This is a genomic window from Nocardia sp. NPDC051833 (assembly GCF_040681225.1).
Lineage (GTDB): Bacteria > Actinomycetota > Actinomycetes > Mycobacteriales > Mycobacteriaceae > Nocardia.
This window is the reverse complement of the sequence record NZ_JBFAYK010000002.1, coordinates 1,382,035-1,397,942: the sequence shown is the minus strand read 5'-3', so window position 1 is coordinate 1,397,942 and position 15,908 is coordinate 1,382,035. Positions and strand designations below refer to the sequence as shown.

General features: G+C 70.0%; 15 protein-coding genes. 8 read left to right on the top strand and 7 right to left on the bottom strand.

Going from position 1 to position 15,908, the window contains the following annotated elements; genetic code table 11:
- Nucleotides 1-204 precede the first annotated feature (204 nt).
- Nucleotides 205-1,290: a lycopene cyclase family protein gene (locus AB0L91_RS24590; protein WP_365013608.1), complete on the top strand. Its 1,086-nt coding sequence runs from the start codon at nt 205-207 to the stop codon at nt 1,288-1,290.
- Nucleotides 1,291-1,468: 178 nt separating this feature from the next.
- Nucleotides 1,469-3,796 (top strand): MMPL family transporter, encoded by a 2,328-nt coding sequence (locus AB0L91_RS24585; RefSeq protein WP_365013606.1) that lies wholly within the window; start codon nt 1,469-1,471, stop codon nt 3,794-3,796.
- A gap of 78 nt (nt 3,797-3,874) precedes the next feature.
- Here the strand turns inward: AB0L91_RS24585 and AB0L91_RS24580 are convergent, their stop codons facing one another.
- Nucleotides 3,875-4,639, bottom strand: a complete 765-nt coding sequence (locus AB0L91_RS24580; RefSeq protein WP_365013604.1) for an SDR family oxidoreductase — start codon at nt 4,637-4,639, stop codon at nt 3,875-3,877.
- A 147-nt stretch (nt 4,640-4,786) separates the two neighbouring features.
- Here AB0L91_RS24580 and AB0L91_RS24575 point away from each other — a divergent pair, with 147 nt between their 5' ends.
- A complete protein-coding gene (locus AB0L91_RS24575; RefSeq protein WP_355275979.1) occupies nt 4,787-6,418 on the top strand; it encodes an ABC-F family ATP-binding cassette domain-containing protein in 1,632 nt (543 codons plus the stop codon).
- 175 nt (nt 6,419-6,593) lie between these two features.
- A complete protein-coding gene (locus tag AB0L91_RS24570; protein ID WP_019047730.1) occupies nt 6,594-6,866 on the top strand; it encodes a helix-turn-helix domain-containing protein in 273 nt (90 codons plus the stop codon).
- Between the two features lie 7 nt (nt 6,867-6,873).
- Here AB0L91_RS24570 and AB0L91_RS24565 read toward each other — a convergent pair whose 3' ends face one another.
- The 4 genes from AB0L91_RS24565 to AB0L91_RS24550 form a co-directional block, all read right to left on the bottom strand.
- Nucleotides 6,874-7,833, bottom strand: a complete 960-nt coding sequence (locus tag AB0L91_RS24565) for an MvdC/MvdD family ATP grasp protein (RefSeq protein WP_355275975.1) — start codon at nt 7,831-7,833, stop codon at nt 6,874-6,876.
- 13 nt (nt 7,834-7,846) lie between these two features.
- Nucleotides 7,847-8,266, bottom strand: a complete 420-nt coding sequence (locus AB0L91_RS24560) for a hypothetical protein (RefSeq protein WP_365013600.1) — start codon at nt 8,264-8,266, stop codon at nt 7,847-7,849.
- 284 nt (nt 8,267-8,550) lie between these two features.
- Nucleotides 8,551-8,967, bottom strand: a complete 417-nt coding sequence (locus tag AB0L91_RS24555) for an acyl-CoA thioesterase (RefSeq protein ID WP_357345209.1) — start codon at nt 8,965-8,967, stop codon at nt 8,551-8,553.
- Between the two features lie 89 nt (nt 8,968-9,056).
- A complete protein-coding gene (locus AB0L91_RS24550; RefSeq protein ID WP_365013597.1) occupies nt 9,057-9,551 on the bottom strand; it encodes a cupin domain-containing protein in 495 nt (164 codons plus the stop codon).
- Between the two features lie 65 nt (nt 9,552-9,616).
- Here AB0L91_RS24550 and AB0L91_RS24545 point away from each other — a divergent pair, with 65 nt between their 5' ends.
- The 3 genes from AB0L91_RS24545 to AB0L91_RS24535 all read left to right on the top strand — a co-directional run bounded on the left by AB0L91_RS24545 (nt 9,617) and on the right by AB0L91_RS24535 (nt 11,390).
- Nucleotides 9,617-10,111: a MarR family transcriptional regulator gene (locus AB0L91_RS24545; protein WP_365013594.1), complete on the top strand. Its 495-nt coding sequence runs from the start codon at nt 9,617-9,619 to the stop codon at nt 10,109-10,111.
- A 125-nt stretch (nt 10,112-10,236) separates the two neighbouring features.
- Nucleotides 10,237-10,359: a hypothetical protein gene (locus AB0L91_RS24540; RefSeq protein ID WP_365013593.1), complete on the top strand. Its 123-nt coding sequence runs from the start codon at nt 10,237-10,239 to the stop codon at nt 10,357-10,359.
- Between the two features lie 209 nt (nt 10,360-10,568).
- On the top strand, nt 10,569-11,390 hold the full coding sequence (locus AB0L91_RS24535; RefSeq protein WP_365013590.1) for an SDR family NAD(P)-dependent oxidoreductase: 822 nt from the start codon (nt 10,569-10,571) through the stop codon (nt 11,388-11,390).
- A gap of 155 nt (nt 11,391-11,545) precedes the next feature.
- On the opposite strand, the gene AB0L91_RS24530 is transcribed toward AB0L91_RS24535, so the two are convergent.
- Nucleotides 11,546-12,112, bottom strand: a complete 567-nt coding sequence (locus AB0L91_RS24530; protein ID WP_019047713.1) for a TetR/AcrR family transcriptional regulator — start codon at nt 12,110-12,112, stop codon at nt 11,546-11,548.
- A gap of 133 nt (nt 12,113-12,245) precedes the next feature.
- Nucleotides 12,246-15,044, bottom strand: coding sequence for an aconitate hydratase AcnA (gene acnA / locus AB0L91_RS24525; RefSeq protein WP_355275966.1), 2,799 nt, complete (start codon nt 15,042-15,044; stop codon nt 12,246-12,248).
- 296 nt (nt 15,045-15,340) lie between these two features.
- Here acnA and AB0L91_RS24520 point away from each other — a divergent pair, with 296 nt between their 5' ends.
- Nucleotides 15,341-15,901, top strand: coding sequence for a DUF6676 family protein (locus AB0L91_RS24520; protein ID WP_365013586.1), 561 nt, complete (start codon nt 15,341-15,343; stop codon nt 15,899-15,901).
- Nucleotides 15,902-15,908 lie beyond the last annotated feature (7 nt).

Genomic DNA, 15,908 nt, shown 5'->3' with positions numbered 1-15,908 from the left:
GAACGAGGCGGAAATAGGGCGCTGACCTGCGGGTTATCCAATCGTCGGATTTGAGGGCTCCGGGAACCTTTGAGATCCTTCCATTTCGATCTCATTTCCCCATGATGGCCGATAGATCGCGCGGGGGCGAGCCGACGCCGCCGAACCGGTGCCCGGCCGTGACGCGGCGGTGCTTGAAATAGCGGCGTCTGATCCAATCGACGGGTGCACGCCGAGGTGATCATCTGTGGACTCGGCCCCGCGGGCCGGGCGGTGGCCCATCGAACCCTGGCCCACGGCCTGCCGGTGACGGTGATCGACCCGCACCCCGAGCGCGGCTGGACGCCGACCTACGCGGCCTGGGCCGACGAACTCCCGGACTGGCTGGACCCCGCCGTCGTCGCCGCGACCGTCGACCGGCCGACGGCCTGGGCGGTGGGGGAGCACCGGCTCGAGCGCGCGTACCAGGTGTTCGACACCGCGGCGTTGCAGCGCTCGCTGACTCTCGACGGCGCGCGGGTGATCGCCGACCGAGTCGTCGACCTGGACGCGCGCACCGTGCGCACGGCCGCAGGACGGACACTGACCGGCCGGGTGCTCGACGCGCGCGGCCTGGCCCGATCACCGCGCCGGGCCGAACAGACCGCCTACGGGATGATCCTGCGCCGCGACACCCTCGCCCCCGATCAGCCGACGCTGTTCATGGACTGGCGCCGCGACAACGGCACCGGCCCCGACGATCCGCCGTCGTTCCTCTACGCGGTCCCGCTCGGCCCGGACACGATCCTGGCCGAGGAGACCTGCCTCGCGGGCAGACCCGCGCTCGATCCCGCGGTCCTGCGCGGGCGGCTGGAATGTCGGCTGCGCGCCCGCGGCATCCCGTTCGCCGGGACGGAACCGGTCGAGCGGGTGCGTTTTCCGGTGCAGGGCGGTACGCCCGGCCGGGGCCGGATCGGGGCGGCGGGCGGGATGATCCACCCCGCCACCGGCTACAGCGTGGCGGCCGCGTTGCGCGCCGCCGACACCGTCGCGGTGGGCGGCACGCCCTGGACGGCACAGGCTCGGGCCGTCGCCGCCCTGCGCCGGGCCGGGCTGCGCGCGCTGCTCGCGCTCCCGCCCCGTGACCTGCCGATCTTCTTCGAGGCGTTCTTCGCGCTCCCCGCCCCGCTGCAGCGCGCGTACCTGTCCGGGAACGCCGATCTGCGCGGTACCGCGGCGGCGATGCGGGGGCTGTTCGCCGCGCTCCCACCGCGTCTGCGCCGCACGCTCGCGACCTCGGTGGCCGGAGTCGGCGGGCGAGCAACCGCCTAGCGTCCGCGGGGTCGGCCCGAGGCCCGGCGGCGCCGCCACGAAGTTGCTACCATCGCCGAGCGAACGCGCCGACCCGCCAACAGATTCGGGCCGACGAGGCGGACCGGCCGGGAGTTCCCCCAGCCCCGCGCGTCGACGTGCGTGCCGCCCAGTTGCGTGACTAGTTAGGGGAATATCGGTGTTCGAATTCACCAAGCGGCGCAGCCGCTGGGTGCTCGGCGTGTTCGCGGTGCTCGCGGTGGTGCTCGGCGCACTCGGCGCCACGCTGTTCGAGCGGGTGGAGGGCGGCGGATACACCGACCCGGACAGCGAATCCAGCCGGGCGCTGACGGTACTGCGCGACGAGTTCGGGCAGTCACCGCCGAACCTGCTGCTGCTCGTGGAGACCGAGTCCTCGGTGGAGGACCCCGAATCCACCGCGGCCGCCACGGCCCTGGTGGCCAACCTGCAGGAACGGCCCGGCGTCACCGACGTGGCCTCCTACTGGACCACCCACCAGCCCGCGCTGCGCAGCGTCGACGGCAAGCAGGGCCTCATCGTGGCCAGCGTGCTCGGCACCGAACGCGAGATCGACGACCGCGTCGCCACGATCGCCGACGAGCTCAGCGGCACCCACGGGACCCTGCAGGTCAGGGCGGGCGGCTTCGCCATGCTCATGCACGAGACCGTCGAACAGGGCAAGGCCGACATCGCCAAGGGTGAGGCGATCGCCTTCCCGCTCACGCTGATCGCGCTGCTGTTCGTCTTCGGCGGACTGGTCGCCGCGAGCCTGCCGCTGCTGGTCGCGTTCCTCACCGTGGTGACGACCATGGGCGCGCTGTGGGTGCTCACCCTGTTCACCCCGCTCTCGGTCAGCGCGACCAATGTGGCCACGTTGCTCGGTCTCGGTCTCGCCATCGACTACAGCCTGCTGATCGTCAACCGCTATCGCGACGAACTGTCCGAGGGCCGCACCCCGGCCGGTGCGGTGGCGACCACCCTGCGCACCGCGGGCCGCACCGTCGCGTTCTCGGCGCTGACGGTCGCCGTCGCGCTCGCGGGCCTGCTGTTCTTCCCGCTGCTCGCCATCCGGTCGATGGGGTACGCGGGCATCGTCGTCGCGGCGCTGGCCGCGACGGTCTCGCTGACCGTGCTGCCCGCCACCCTGCTGCTGCTCGGCACCCGCATCGACAAGGGCCAGATGGGCTGGTGGTTCCTGCGGGCGCCGCGCCCGGCCCCCGGTGAGGGCGCCTGGCACAAGCTGGCCACCGCGGTGATGCGCAGGCCGATCCCGATCGGCCTGGCCGTGACCGCGCTGCTGCTGATCCTGGGCGCGCCGTTCCTCGGCGTGCAGCTCGGCTTCCCCGACGAGCGGAGCCTGCCCGCGTCGATGCCGTCGCGCCAGGTCACCGAGATCGTGCAGGCCGACTTCGGCGAGAGCGATCAGAACCCCCTCGTCGCCGTGCTGCCCGAGAGCGCGTACAGCGCGGCCGGAGTGGACGCGATCGCCCGGCGGATGTCGGATCTGGCGCACGTGCGCCGGGTCGACACCGCGACCGGCAGCTACGCCCAGGGCGGTCTGCTCGCCGGTCCCACCGCGGCCAACGCCCGGTTCCGGGCGGATCGGGCCGTCTACCTGTCGATCGTGCCCACCACCACCGAGAGCGCGGCGCTGGCGGACCTGGTCGGGCAGGTGCGGGCCGTCGAGACCCCCAGCGAGCTGCTGGTCGGCGGCGTACCCGCCGCCAATGTCGACTCCATCGGTGCCATCGAGGACGCGCTGCCCTGGGCGCTCGGCTTCGTGGTGATCGTGATGCTGATCGTGCTGTTCGCGCTCACCGGCAGCGTGGTGCTGCCGGTGCTCGCGGTGGTGCTGAGCGCGCTCAGCCTGACCGCGACCTTCGGCGCGCTGGTGTGGATCTTCCAGGACGGGCACCTGTCCGGGCTGCTCGGCTTCACCGTCACCGGCGATCTGTCCGCGACGGTGCCGGTGATGCTGTTCGCCGCGGCGTTCGGCCTGGCGATGGACTACCAGGTGTTCCTGCTCTCACGCATCCGCGAGGAGTACGACCGCACCGGTAAGAACGACACCGCCGTCGCCCTCGGCCTGGAACGGGTCGGCCGCATCGTCTCCGCCGCCGCGGTCCTGATCTCGGTGGTGTTCCTCGGCTTCCTGGCCTCCGACATCACCTTCATGAAGGCCTTCGGCATCGGCCTGCCGCTGGCGGTCATCGTCGACGCCACCCTGGTGCGCGGGTTCCTGCTGCCCGCCGCGATGAAGGTGCTCGGCGACGCCAACTGGTACGCGCCGGAATTCCTGCGCCGCTTGCACGATCGGTGGGGCCTGGACGAGGGCGGCGCCGGCCGGTCGCTGAGTCACGATGTCCCCGTGCGTGATCCGCTGGGCGTCACCACCGGCAGGCCGGTGGCCGACGCCGAACCGCTGGTCAACGATCCGCTCGCGCGCGCCGAAGCGGCCCGCGCCGAGGAGGGCCTCGCCGCCGCCGGACGGGAGTCCACGGACTGACCCCGGCGACGTAGTTCCGCTGGGCGGCATCGGTATCCGTGCGACACCGATGCCGCCCTCGGCGTGTGCGGGGGTGGTTCAGATACCGCCGGTGGCGAGCAGACCGCCGTCGACCCGGACGCAGTCGCCGGTGATCCAGGCGGCCTCGTCGGAGACCAGGAACGCGATCAGCCTCGCCACGTCCTCCGGGACGCCGAGGCGCTTGAGCGGGTAGGCGCTCGCGGCGCGGTCCTCGTCGGCGGAGTACAGGGCGTCGGCGAACTTGGTCTTCACCACGCCCGGCGCCACCGCGTTGACGCGGATGTTCGGGCCGAGCTGCCAGGCCAGCTCCTCGGTGAGCCGGATCAGCGCCGACTTGGAGGCGCCGTAGGCGGAGATGACGCCCGAGGACCGGATCCCGGCCACGCTGGCCACATTGACGATGGCGCCGCCGTGCTCGGCCATCCACGCCCGGTAGGCCTGCTGGACGTAGCCGAGCGAGGCCACCACATTGACGTCGAAGATCTTGCCGACCGCGCCCAGGTCGGCGTCCATCAGCGCGCCGTAGACCGGGTTGATGCCGGTGTTGTTGACCAGGATGTCCAGCGAACCGAACTCCGCGACCGCCCTGGCCACGGCCTCGGCGCGGGCATCGGCGTCGCCCGCGTTGCTCGCGAGCGCGCTCACCTGCCCCGTGTGCCCGAGCGCCCGCAGCTCGGTCGCCGCGGCCTCCAGCGGCTCGGGCTTGCGCGCGGTGATCAGCACGTTGGCCCCCCGGCGCAGGAGTTCGGCGGCGGTGGCGAGGCCGATGCCGCGGCTCGCTCCGGTGACGAGGGCGGTCCTGCCAAGGAGATCGGTAGTCATGCGACGAGAGTAACCACGCTCACACCCGGCGGCGCCGGTTCGGCCGCCGCGTCGGCGGACGGTAAAATGGGTGGTTCTTGCCGAGGCCGACGGTGCACGATGGGTCGGTTCGGCGTCACCATTCTGTGCGACACGAGGAGAAGCCCTGTGATCACGGCGACCGACCTGGAGGTCCGGGCCGGAGTCCGCACCCTGCTCGCGGCCCCCGGGCCGGCGCTGCGGGTGCAGTCCGGCGACCGGATCGGACTGGTCGGCCGCAACGGCGCCGGCAAGACCACCACCCTGCGCATCCTCGCGGGGGAGGGCGAGCCGTACGCGGGCAAGATCACGCGCTCCACCGAGATCGGCTACCTGCCGCAGGACCCCAAGGAAGGCGATCTCGACGTGATCGCCCGCGACCGGGTGCTCTCCGCGCGCGGCCTGGACACGCTGATCCGGGACATGGAGAAGCAGCAGGCGCTGATGGCCGAGGTCGTCGACGAGAAGGAACGCGAGAAGGCGATCCGCAAGTACGGCCGCCTCGAGGATCAGTTCTCCTCGCTCGGCGGGTACGTCGCCGAGAGCGAGGCCGCCCGCATCTGCAACAGCCTCGGTCTGCCCGACCGGGTCCTCGGCCAGCAGCTGCGCACCCTCTCCGGTGGTCAGCGCCGCCGGATCGAGCTGGCCCGCATCCTGTTCTCGGCCTCCGACGGCTCGGGCGGTCGCTCCGATCGCATCCTGCTGCTCGACGAGCCGACCAACCACCTCGACGCCGACTCCATCACCTGGCTGCGCGGGTTCCTGCAGAACCACGACGGCGGACTCATCGTGATCAGCCACGATGTCGAACTGCTCGAGGCCGTGGTCAACAAGGTGTGGTTCCTCGACGCGGTGCGCGGCGAGCCCGACGTCTACAACATGGGCTGGAAGAAGTACCTCGACGCCCGCGCCACCGACGAACAGCGACGCGTCCGCGAGCGCGCCAACGCCGAGAAGAAGGCGAGCGCGCTGCGGCAGCAGGCCGCCAAACTCGGCGCCAAAGCCACCAAAGCCGCTGCGGCACACCAGATGGTGCGCCGGGCCGAGCGGCTGATGGCCGAGCTCGACGACGTGCGCGTGGCCGACAAGGTCGCCCGCATCCGCTTCCCCGAGCCCGCGCCGTGCAGCAAGACCCCGCTCATGGTGAACAACCTGACCAAGCTCTACGGGTCGCTGGAGATCTTCACCGGCGTCAACTTCGCCGTCGACAAGGGCAGCCGCGTCGTGGTGCTCGGCCTCAACGGCGCGGGTAAGACGACCATGCTCAAGCTGCTGGCCGGCGTCGAGACGCCGACCTCCGGCGGTGTCGAACAGGGCCGTGGCCTCAAGGTCGGCTACTTCGCCCAGGAGCACGACACCCTCGACGATCAGGCGACGGTGTGGGAGAACATCCGGCACGCGTCTCCGGACGCGGGCGAGCAGGAGCTGCGCAGTCTGCTCGGTGCCTTCATGTTCACCGGCCCGCAGCTCGAGCAGCCCGCGGGCACGCTGTCGGGCGGTGAGAAGACCCGGCTGGCGCTGGCCGGGCTGGTGTCCTCGGCGGCCAACGTGCTGCTGCTCGACGAGCCGACCAACAACCTCGACCCGATCTCGCGTGAGCAGGTGCTCGAGGCGCTGCGCACCTACGCGGGCGCCGTCGTCCTGGTGACCCACGACCCGGGTGCGGCCGAGGCACTCAACCCCGAACGCGTCATCCTGCTGCCGGACGGTACCGAGGACCACTGGTCGAAGGAATACGCCGAGCTGATCGACCTCGCCTGAGCCGTCGGGGGCGTGCGGCGGTCGCGCCGAGGCCGTGACGGCGGTGTGTCGCGCGTGAAACGCTGTGTCGGGAGGGAACTCGCGGCACTCGCGTGAGTTTCATCACTGTTTTCGTTGATCACCGACTCCGGAGTGTCTAGCCTGGAATCAGCTGCTCGGCGACTCGGAGGAAGCCATGAGCGACAGTGCGAGACAGGCCGCTAGGTCGGCCAAGGGCAAGACGACGATCGGCAAGGCCGCGCTGGGAAAGGGCACCCGGGTCACGGGCAAGTCCCGCGACCGGCTGCAGTCCCAGCTGAAGAAGCAGTACGAGGCGGGCGCGAGCATCCGCTCACTGGCCAGGGCCACCGGCCGCTCGTACGGCTTCATTCACAATGTGCTGGTCGAATCGCACGTCGAGTTGCGCGGCCGCGGCGGCGCCAACCGGCGCAAGAATCCGGCCGACTGAGGCGCGCTCACCACCCGGGGACGGCACCGTCCCCGCGCACCAGCAGGTTCGCCAGGCTGGCGAACAGCGGCAGGCCCGTCTTGATCTCGAGATAGGCGAACTGCCCCTGCGGATTGACCTCGAGGAAGTAGTACTCCCCGTCGGTGCCCAGCCGCAGGTCCACGACGCCGAAGCTCAGCCCGAGGGCGCCCATCAAGGTGGCCAGCGACTTGCTGACCGGGGCGGGCAGCCGGTCGCGGGCGAAGCCGACCGAGGTGTCGAGCCGGGAATCGACCCGGCCGACGCCGGCCTGCGAATCGATGCGCACCGACCACTCGATGCCGTCGACCCACACCACCCGCAGATCGCAGCTGGCCTCGACGTAGTCCTGGAACGTGGTCGGGGTCGACCGGATCGTGCCGAGCCTGCTCAGCTCCGGCCTGGTGATGATCCTGGTCTCGGAGAACTCGCCGCGCCCGGTGCCGGTGCGCTTGTACACCACTGGGCCGGAACGGGATTCGACGAAACTGCGGGCTTCGTCCGGGTCGTTGGTGATCAGGGTCTCCGGGATGGTGAACCCGGCGCGCTGCGCGGTCTCGAGCTGGACGATCTTGCGGCTGGCGGTGCGCTCGGCGGCCGGATCGTTGACCCAGTACGCCGGGATCGACCACAGCATGCCCTGCAGGAACCCGTCGCACTCGGCCTGGCGGAACTCGTCGTCGGCGGCGCGCACGCCGTGCGGCACCTGGCACGGATGCGGCCTGCGCCACCAGACCGCGCGCACGTCGTCGAGCCCGTGGACATGGGCGAGCGCGCGGTTGGTGCCTGCCTTGTCGAGCCGGAAACTGCCTGTCTCCCTGGGGAAGTCGCGCAGATCGAGCCGGATCGGGTCGAGCCCGTGGTGTTCTCGCAACGTGGCGGCCAGCGCATCGGCGTGCAGGTCGTCTGTTTCGGAGACGATGAGCACCGCGTCGGTCGCGCGTTCCATGACCGTGGGCCGTTCAGTCGAGGCTGTCGCAGTTGAGGCCGTCGCGGAAGGTGAACGTGGCGCCGGTGACGCCGCCGCGCTCCGCGATCCGCAGTTTGGTCGCCCAGGTGCGGGTGGCCTGGGCCAGCAGATCGTCACCGAGTGCCTCGGACGGATCGGGCGCCAGCGTGATCGGGCGGTCGACCAGCTCCACCCGCATCCGGCGGGTGAAATCGGCGGTCGCGCCGGGCCGGATGTCGACCCGCACCTGCCGTTCCCCGGCGGTGGCGCGGTCCTCGGTGAGCCGTACGACATCACGCCGGTCGAAGGTCCACGTCCCACCGTCGACCCGGACCGAGATGTCGCGATCGGACTCGGCCACCAGCAATCCGCGCAAGGCGGGGCCCCGATCTCGGGACGACGCGGTAGCGGGGAGGTGGATGGCGTCGGTCATGGGCACTCACTCCGATCTTCTCGTCTGCTCGCGATTTGCCAGAACCCCCGAAGGTGCTACGGATCATAGCGCGCGAGCGCGCTGCGCCGAGCCGGTTCGCGAGATTTGCGGAGCCCCGGGCAAACCGCCGAGCGGCGCGTGATCGCCTAGCGGGGAGAGAATTTCGGGCAACTCAGCCGCGGATCGCCCCGTCGCACCGGCAATCGATCAGCAAACGATGGTGGAGACGGCGACGGCCCGCATCGCCGCGAGATTGCCGGCGATCCGGGCCGTGTCGGGAGGCGTCAGAGGCCGAGGAGCTCCGGGCGCTCGGCCAGCCCGCGGAAGTGCTCGGCCGGGTTGGGGACCAGCTTGCGCGCGGTCAGATCCATCGCGCCCGCCACCACGGTGATCTCGGCGGACACCGTGCCGTCGAGTTTGATGATCTGGTGCTGGAAGCGGAAGACCTTGCCGCCGTCCCACTCGCAGGCGGCCGTCACGGTCACCTCGTCGCCGCCGCGCAGCTCGCGCCGGTACTTGATCGTCGACTCGAGCACGACCGCGCCGATCCCGGTGGCGAGGAACTTGTCCTGCGGGATGCCCGCCGCCCGCATCAGTTCCCAGCGGGCGTGTTCGCCGTACTGGTGGTAGACGGCGTGGTTGAGATGACCCTGGGTATCGAGCTCGTAGCCGCGGACGAGGACCGGTACGGAGAACGTCATACGGCGTATAACCGATGGCTTCGCCGCGATTGTTCCCGCCGCGCCTGCAATCTGTGACACAGACCGACGGGTTCGATATGGCCGCTCGGTCAGCGGCGCTGCGCGGCGCGTTCGGCCCGCCAGGCGGGGGCGTCGATGAAGTGGTTGTCGAATTCGTCCTGGGCGGCGAGGAATTCGTCGTGCGTCGCCTCGCCGCGGATCAGGCGGTCGAGCAGGCGGAAGTACTCGAATCGCTGCACGCCGGGCATCAGGGCGATGAGGATGCGGGCGCCGCTGTCGGGAGTGGCGCCGAAGGCGTGCGGCATGTGCCGGGGGACCACCAGGGAGCCGCCGGCGCCGACGGTGAGGATGCGGTCGCCCGCCAGGACCTGGAGTTCGCCGTCGGCGACGTAGAACAGCTCGTCGGAGCGGGTGTGGAAGTGCGGTGCCGCGCCGTCGGCGCCCTGGACCATGGTGACCTCCAGCGTGCTGACGGTGCCGTCGCTGGCGTCGGCATCGGTGAGCAGGCGCATCCGCACGGCGTCGGTGCCGAGGGTCTCCGCGTCCTCGGGGAGGCAGAGGGCGATGTCGCGAGCGTTCGTCATGGCCATTCCATTCGCTGGTTGATAGTTCGCTGCCAAACTATATCGCAGCGAATAGAATCGTGTCCATGGATGATCCGGATGCCGTCGACGCCATCGCCGCCCAGTGGCGCCGCGAGCGCCCCGACCTCGACCTGGCCGCGATGGCCGTCTTCGGACGGCTCGGCAGGCTGATGGTCGTGGCGACGGCGCGTATCGAGGCCGTGTTCACCGCGCACGGCCTGCAGCGTGGCGAGTTCGACGTGCTTGCGGCGCTGCGTCGTTCGGGCGCGCCGTGCGAGCTCAACCCCTCGGTGCTCGCCGATACCCTGATGCTCTCGCGCGCCGGGATGACCGGGCGGATCGATCGGCTGGAAGCGGCCGGGCTGGTGCGCCGGATCGCCGATCGGGCCGACCGCAGGGCGGTGCGGGTCGCGCTCACCGAGGAGGGGCGCGCGCTCGTCGACGTGGTGGTCGCCGCGCACACCGAGAACGAGACACGCATGCTGGCGGTGCTCGACCCCGCCGATCGGGAATCGCTGGATCGCATCGCACGCATCATGCTGAGAAGCCTCGGCGACTAGCCGATCCCGACCGGCGCAACGTCTCGCCCCGCACATCCCGCCGAGGGCAATCCGGGTGCAAGGGAAACGTCAAACCGGGGTGCGACATCTTGCCCGGTGTGGTGCGCGCCGGTTGTATGACTGGCATGACCGCGACTTCGGGTGCAGTGCTCCAGCGCTGCACGTGGTGTGGCGGTCATCTCGTGCCGTCCGCGCTGGAGCTCGTCGGCTTCGGCAGTGAGGACGAGCCCCCGAGTCCGGTGGCCTGACCGCCACCGCGCCGTCGGCGCGGTTCATCACCGAGCACCACCGATGCCATGTGGCAGTCGTCGGCTCCCCGCCGCGTGCTGCCGGTCCGGTTGGCTGTACCCGGTCCCCTGCATCTTCATCCGAGTCGCCGTGCGTGCTGCCGGTGGCCGAATTCCACTGTGCGCATGCGGCTTTCGTCCGCCCTGCGCCCCTTTCCGATGGGAGAACAATGTCTGCATCCGTACCTGGTGACCGGCTGGTCCTGGTCACCGGTGCCGACGGCCGCCTCGGCTACTCGACCGCCCTGCGGTTCGCCGCCGAAGGCGCGTCGCTGATCCTGCACACCCACGATCGGCACAACGCCGAGCGCACGCTCGACCGCTTGGTCGCCGACGGGATCGACCCGCGCTCCATCCGCATGGTGACCGCCGACTTCCGGCGACTCGGGGAGGTCGACGAGCTCGCCACGCGGCTGTGCGCCGAGCTGCCCGCGCTCGATGTCCTGGTGAACGCCGCGTCCGTCCCCGGCGCGCCCGGCCGCACCCACACCGAGGACGGCTTCGAGCTGACCCTGCAGGTCAATTATCTGGCACCGCAACGTCTCACGATGGCGCTGGTCGATGCGCTCGCCGCCGCCCGCGGCCGGGTGGTCAGTGTGACGTCGCGGATGCACGTCGGCGGGAACATCGACTACTCCGACCTGGACCGCAAGCGCGGGATCTACGCTCCCACCGCGGTCTACGCGCAGTCCAAGCTGGCGCTGACCATGTTCACCCGCTCGCTCGCCGAGACCGGGCCGGGTGGCCTCACCGCGGTGAGTGTGCACCCCGCCGAGTTCGAGATCGATATGCCTTACCTGCGTTCCCACATCGATGCGCCGATGGAGGAGGCCGCCGAGGTCATCGCGACACTGGCCGATCCCGCGTTCCCGGTCCTCGACGGCGGCTACTACGTCGGTACCGAATCCGCCATACCCGCCGGGCTGGTCCGCAATTCGCGGGCTCGCACGCGACTGGCCGCCTGGTCCAACGGCCTGCTGGTGACCGCCTGATGTCCAAGCGCGCATCCAAGAAGCGGGCCCGCCGCAAGAAGAAGGCCAACCACGGCAAACGGCCGGGAGCCTGACCGAATACCTTTGCCTGCCACTGCACAGTGCCACCGCCGCATCGTTCCCGGAAGAACGGTGCGGCGGTTCGGCTTTCGGCGTCAGTCGCGGCGGCGGACGGAGGCTTCGACGAGATCGAGGACGGCGGAGAGGTTGTCATCGGTGTGGCCGGAGGCGATCCGGGCGATCAAGCCGTCCAGCACGAGGTCCAGGTAGCCGAGCAGGACGTCGGTGGGGACGTCGTCCCGCAGCGCGCCCGCGGCCTTGCGGCGTTCCAGGCGGGCCAGGGTGGCCGCGGTGAGCTCGGCCGAGCGCTGGGTCCAGCCCGCGCGGAACTCGGGGTCGGTGCGGACCCGGCGGGCGATCTCGAGCCGGGTGCCCAGCCAGTTGAATTCCTCGGGGCGGGCGAGCATGTCGCGCATGACCTGCACGATGCCCTGGTTGGCCGCGACCTCGGCCATGCGCTCGGCGTCGTCCTTGGCCAGGGCGAAGAACAGCGCGTCCTTGTCTCGGAAGTGATGGAAGATGGCGCCGCGCGAGAGGCCGATGGCCTCTTCCAGACGGCGCACCGTGGCGCCGTCGTAGCCGTATTCGGCGAAGCAGCGCCGTGCGCCGTCGAGGATCTGGCTGCGGCGGGCGGCGAGATGGTCGTCGCTGACCTTGGGCATGAGTCCTCCAACGGGAATACACGGACCCCCGCCCCGGAACTCCGAGACGGGGGCTGTCGCGAACAGGGCATCCATGAGCGGATGCCCGTGTGGTGCAGCATCATTCGATACTGCACCACCGGACACCGAGGTGTTAGCCGCGGATCATGTTGCGCAGGACGTACTGCAGGATGCCGCCGTTGCGGTAGTAGTCGGCCTCACCGGGGGTGTCGATGCGGACGACCGCGTCGAACGTGGTGACCTTGCCGTCTTCCGCGGTGGCGGTGACCTTGACGGTCTTCGGGGTGACACCCTCGTTGAGGGCGGTGATGCCCTCGATGTCGAAGGTCTCGGTGCCGGTCAGGCCCAGCGACGCGGCCGACTGGCCGGCCGGGAACTGCAGCGGCACAACGCCCATGCCGATGAGGTTGGAGCGGTGGATGCGCTCGAACGACTCGGTGATGACGGCCTTCACACCCAGCAGGCTGGTGCCCTTGGCGGCCCAGTCACGCGAGGAGCCCGAACCGTACTCCTTGCCACCGAGCACGACCAGCGGGATGCCGGCGGCCTGGTAGTTCTGCGAGGCGTCGTAGATGAACGCCTGCGGGCCGCCCTCGAGGGTGAAGTCGCGGGTGTAACCACCCGAGACGTCGTCGAGCAGCTGGTTGCGCAGCCGGATGTTGGCGAAGGTGCCGCGGATCATCACCTCGTGGTTACCACGACGCGAGCCCAGCGAGTTGTAGTCCTTGCGGGCCACACCGTTGGCGTCGAGGTACTGCGCGGCGGGGGTGCCGGGCTTGATCGGGCCCGCCGGGGAGATGTGGTCGGTGGTGACCGAGTCGCCCAGCAGCGCCAGGACGCGGGCGCCCTTGATGTCGGTGACCGGGCTCGGCTCCATCGACATGCCGTCGAAGTACGGCGCCTTGCGGACGTAGGTCGACTTCTCGTCCCACGCGAAGGTGTCGCCCTCCGGGGTGGCCAGGCCCTGCCAGCGGGCGTCGCCGTCGAAGACGGTGGCGTAGGAGTTGCGGAACATGTCCTGGCTGATCGACGCCTTGATGGTGTCGTCGATCTCCTGGGCCGAGGGCCAGATGTCCTTCAGGAAGACGTCGTTGCCGTCGGTGTCCTGGCCGAGGGCGTCGGTCTCGAAGTCGAAGTCCATGGTGCCCGCGAGCGCGTACGCGATGACCAGCGGCGGGGAGGCCAGGTAGTTCATCTTCACGTCGGGGGAGATGCGACCCTCGAAGTTGCGGTTACCCGACAGCACGGCGGTGACCGAGAGGTCGTTGTCGTTGATCGCGGCCGAGATCTCCTCGGGCAGCGGGCCGGTGTTACCGATGCAGGTGGTGCAGCCGTAGCCACCGACGAAGAAGCCCAGCTTCTCCAGGTAGGGCCACAGGCCGGCCTTCTCGTAGTAGTCGGAGACGACCTGCGAGCCCGGCGCCATGTTGGTCTTCACCCACGGCTTGGTCGACAGGCCCTTCTCCACCGCGTTGCGGGCGAGCAGGGCGGCGCCCAGCATGACCGACGGGTTGGAGGTGTTGGTGCAGGAGGTGATACCCGCGACCACGACGGCGCCGTGATCGAGGACGAAGTCACCGCGCTCCTCGGAGCGCACCTCGACCGGCTTGGACGGACGGCCGTTGGCACCCTTGGCGGCCGAGTGGGCCGGGGTGTAGGTGTCGTCGGCGGCGTTCGCGGACACGGCGACCGAATCCGACGCCGGGAAGGACTCCTCGCCGGCCTCGTCCAGCGCGGTGAGCTCGCCCTCGCCGACGTAGTTGACGATGTCGGAGCGGAAGGCGGCCTTGGAGTCGCTGAGCAGGATGCGGTCCTGCGGGCGCTTCGGACCGGCGATGGACGGCACGACGGTGCCCAGGTCCAGCTCCAGGTACTCCGAGTACGCGGGCTCGTTGTCGGCGTTGTGCCACATGCCCTGTTCCTTGGCGTACGCCTCGACGAGCGCGAGCTGCTCGTCGGTGCGGCCGGTCAGGCGCAGGTAGTTGATGGTCTCCTCGTCGATCGGGAAGATCGCCGCGGTGGAGCCGAACTCGGGGCTCATGTTGCCCAGGGTGGCGCGGTTGGCCAGCGGCACCTCGGACACACCGGCGCCGTAGAACTCGACGAACTTGCCGACGACGCCGTGCTTGCGCAGCATGTCGGTGACGGTGAGCACCACGTCGGTGGCGGTGACGCCCGGCTTGATCTCACCGGTCAGCTTGAAGCCGACGACGCGCGGGATCAGCATGGAGACCGGCTGGCCCAGCATCGCGGCCTCGGCCTCGATGCCACCCACGCCCCAGCCCAGCACACCCAGGCCGTTGACCATGGTGGTGTGCGAGTCGGTGCCCACACAGGTGTCGGGGTAGGCCTGGCCGTTGCGGACCATGACGGTGGGGGCCAGGTACTCGATGTTGACCTGGTGGACGATGCCCATGCCCGGGGGGACGACCTTGAAGTCGTCGAAGGCGCCCTGGCCCCAGCGCAGGAACTGGTAGCGCTCGCCGTTGCGCTCGTACTCGAGCTCGACGTTGCGCTCCAGCGCGTCGGCGCGACCGAAGACGTCCAGGATCACCGAGTGGTCGATGACCATGTCGGCGGGGGAGAGCGGGTTGACCTTGCTCGGGTCGCCGCCGAGGGTGGTGACGGCCTCACGCATGGTGGCGAGGTCGACGATGCAGGGCACGCCGGTGAAGTCCTGCATGATCACGCGCGCGGGGGTGAACTGGATCTCGACGCTCGGCTGCGCCGAGGGGTCCCAGTTCGCGATCGCGCGGATGTGATCGGCGGTGATGTTGGCGCCGTCCTCGGTGCGCAGCAGGTTCTCCGCCAGCACCTTCAGGGCGTAGGGCAGCTTCTCGGTGCCGGGAACAGCCGAGAGACGGAAGATCTCGTAGGAGTTGCTTCCGACCTCGAGCGTGCCCTTGGCGCCGAAGGTATCAATCTTCGTCACGTCAGCTCCACTCATGTGTGAGGGTGTGCCGCCGGCGGGGCTGTGCCGGCGACTCGCGTCTTCGGAGGGGGTTCCGGCGCCGTGAGATGCCGGTTTCCTCGCCGTACGAGCCTAACAGTACGCTTGTCCTATGAAATACGCGGGGGCGGTTGGGTGTGCCGTGCGACCATGTCCGCGCGCACCGTCGGCTACTGTGCCAGTCGAGCGAGTCGGGGAATGACGCGTTGACGCTCACCCTGCAGTGTTGGATGCCCGTCGCAACGTAGGCGGCCGAGGCTCGACAGACCGGATGGAAGATGACCGTCTTGCACACCTTTGCGCCGATGGCCGCGGAACTGCCGCCGAATACCGTGCTGAGCAGTGTCCGGTCCGATCTCGCCGACAATCATGTCGCCGCTCCCAAGGGCGTGAACCAGGAGAAACTGGCGGCGATCGTCGCCGAGGCGCGATCCGAGGGGATCCCGCTGAGCGTCGTCGTCGTTCCCGGTAACCCCGGCCACGACTCGAGCCTACGTGACCTGGCCACCGAGGTGGGTAAAAGCACGCAGGGCACCGTCGCGGTCTTCAGTGACGACTGGGTCGGCACCTACAGCGACGGCATCAGCCGGGTGCGGCTGGAGTGGGCCGAGGACGCCGCCAAGTACAAGGGCAACCATCCCGAGGAGGCCCTGCAGGCCTTCGTCGGACGGCTCGAGGAGCCCGAGGGCGTGTCCTGGGGGCTGATCACGGCCGTGCTGCTGGTGCTCACCGCGCTGGTGATCGCCGGCCTGTACCTCGTGAAGGTCCGTCGCGGTCCCGATGCCGACGCGCGGGATTCGGTCGCCTCGGCACCCCGCGGCGCGGGATCCCCCGAGTAACAGGTTT

Excerpts from the sequence above, each read along its gene's own strand:
- AB0L91_RS24580 (WP_365013604.1), bottom strand. The coding sequence starts at position 4,639 with ATGACTACCGATCTCCTTGGCAGGACCGCCCTCGTCACCGGAGCGAGC.
- AB0L91_RS24570 (WP_019047730.1), top strand. The coding sequence starts at position 6,594 with ATGAGCGACAGTGCGAGACAGGCCGCTAGGTCGGCCAAGGGCAAGACG.
- AB0L91_RS24565 (WP_355275975.1), bottom strand. The coding sequence starts at position 7,833 with ATGGAACGCGCGACCGACGCGGTGCTCATCGTCTCCGAAACAGACGAC.
- AB0L91_RS24560 (WP_365013600.1), bottom strand. The coding sequence starts at position 8,266 with ATGACCGACGCCATCCACCTCCCCGCTACCGCGTCGTCCCGAGATCGG.
- AB0L91_RS24555 (WP_357345209.1), bottom strand. The coding sequence starts at position 8,967 with ATGACGTTCTCCGTACCGGTCCTCGTCCGCGGCTACGAGCTCGATACC.
- AB0L91_RS24550 (WP_365013597.1), bottom strand. The coding sequence starts at position 9,551 with ATGACGAACGCTCGCGACATCGCCCTCTGCCTCCCCGAGGACGCGGAG.
- AB0L91_RS24545 (WP_365013594.1), top strand. The coding sequence starts at position 9,617 with ATGGATGATCCGGATGCCGTCGACGCCATCGCCGCCCAGTGGCGCCGC.
- AB0L91_RS24540 (WP_365013593.1), top strand. The coding sequence starts at position 10,237 with ATGACCGCGACTTCGGGTGCAGTGCTCCAGCGCTGCACGTGGTGTGGC.
- AB0L91_RS24535 (WP_365013590.1), top strand. The coding sequence starts at position 10,569 with ATGTCTGCATCCGTACCTGGTGACCGGCTGGTCCTGGTCACCGGTGCC.
- AB0L91_RS24530 (WP_019047713.1), bottom strand. The coding sequence starts at position 12,112 with ATGCCCAAGGTCAGCGACGACCATCTCGCCGCCCGCCGCAGCCAGATC.
- AB0L91_RS24520 (WP_365013586.1), top strand. The coding sequence starts at position 15,341 with ATGACCGTCTTGCACACCTTTGCGCCGATGGCCGCGGAACTGCCGCCG.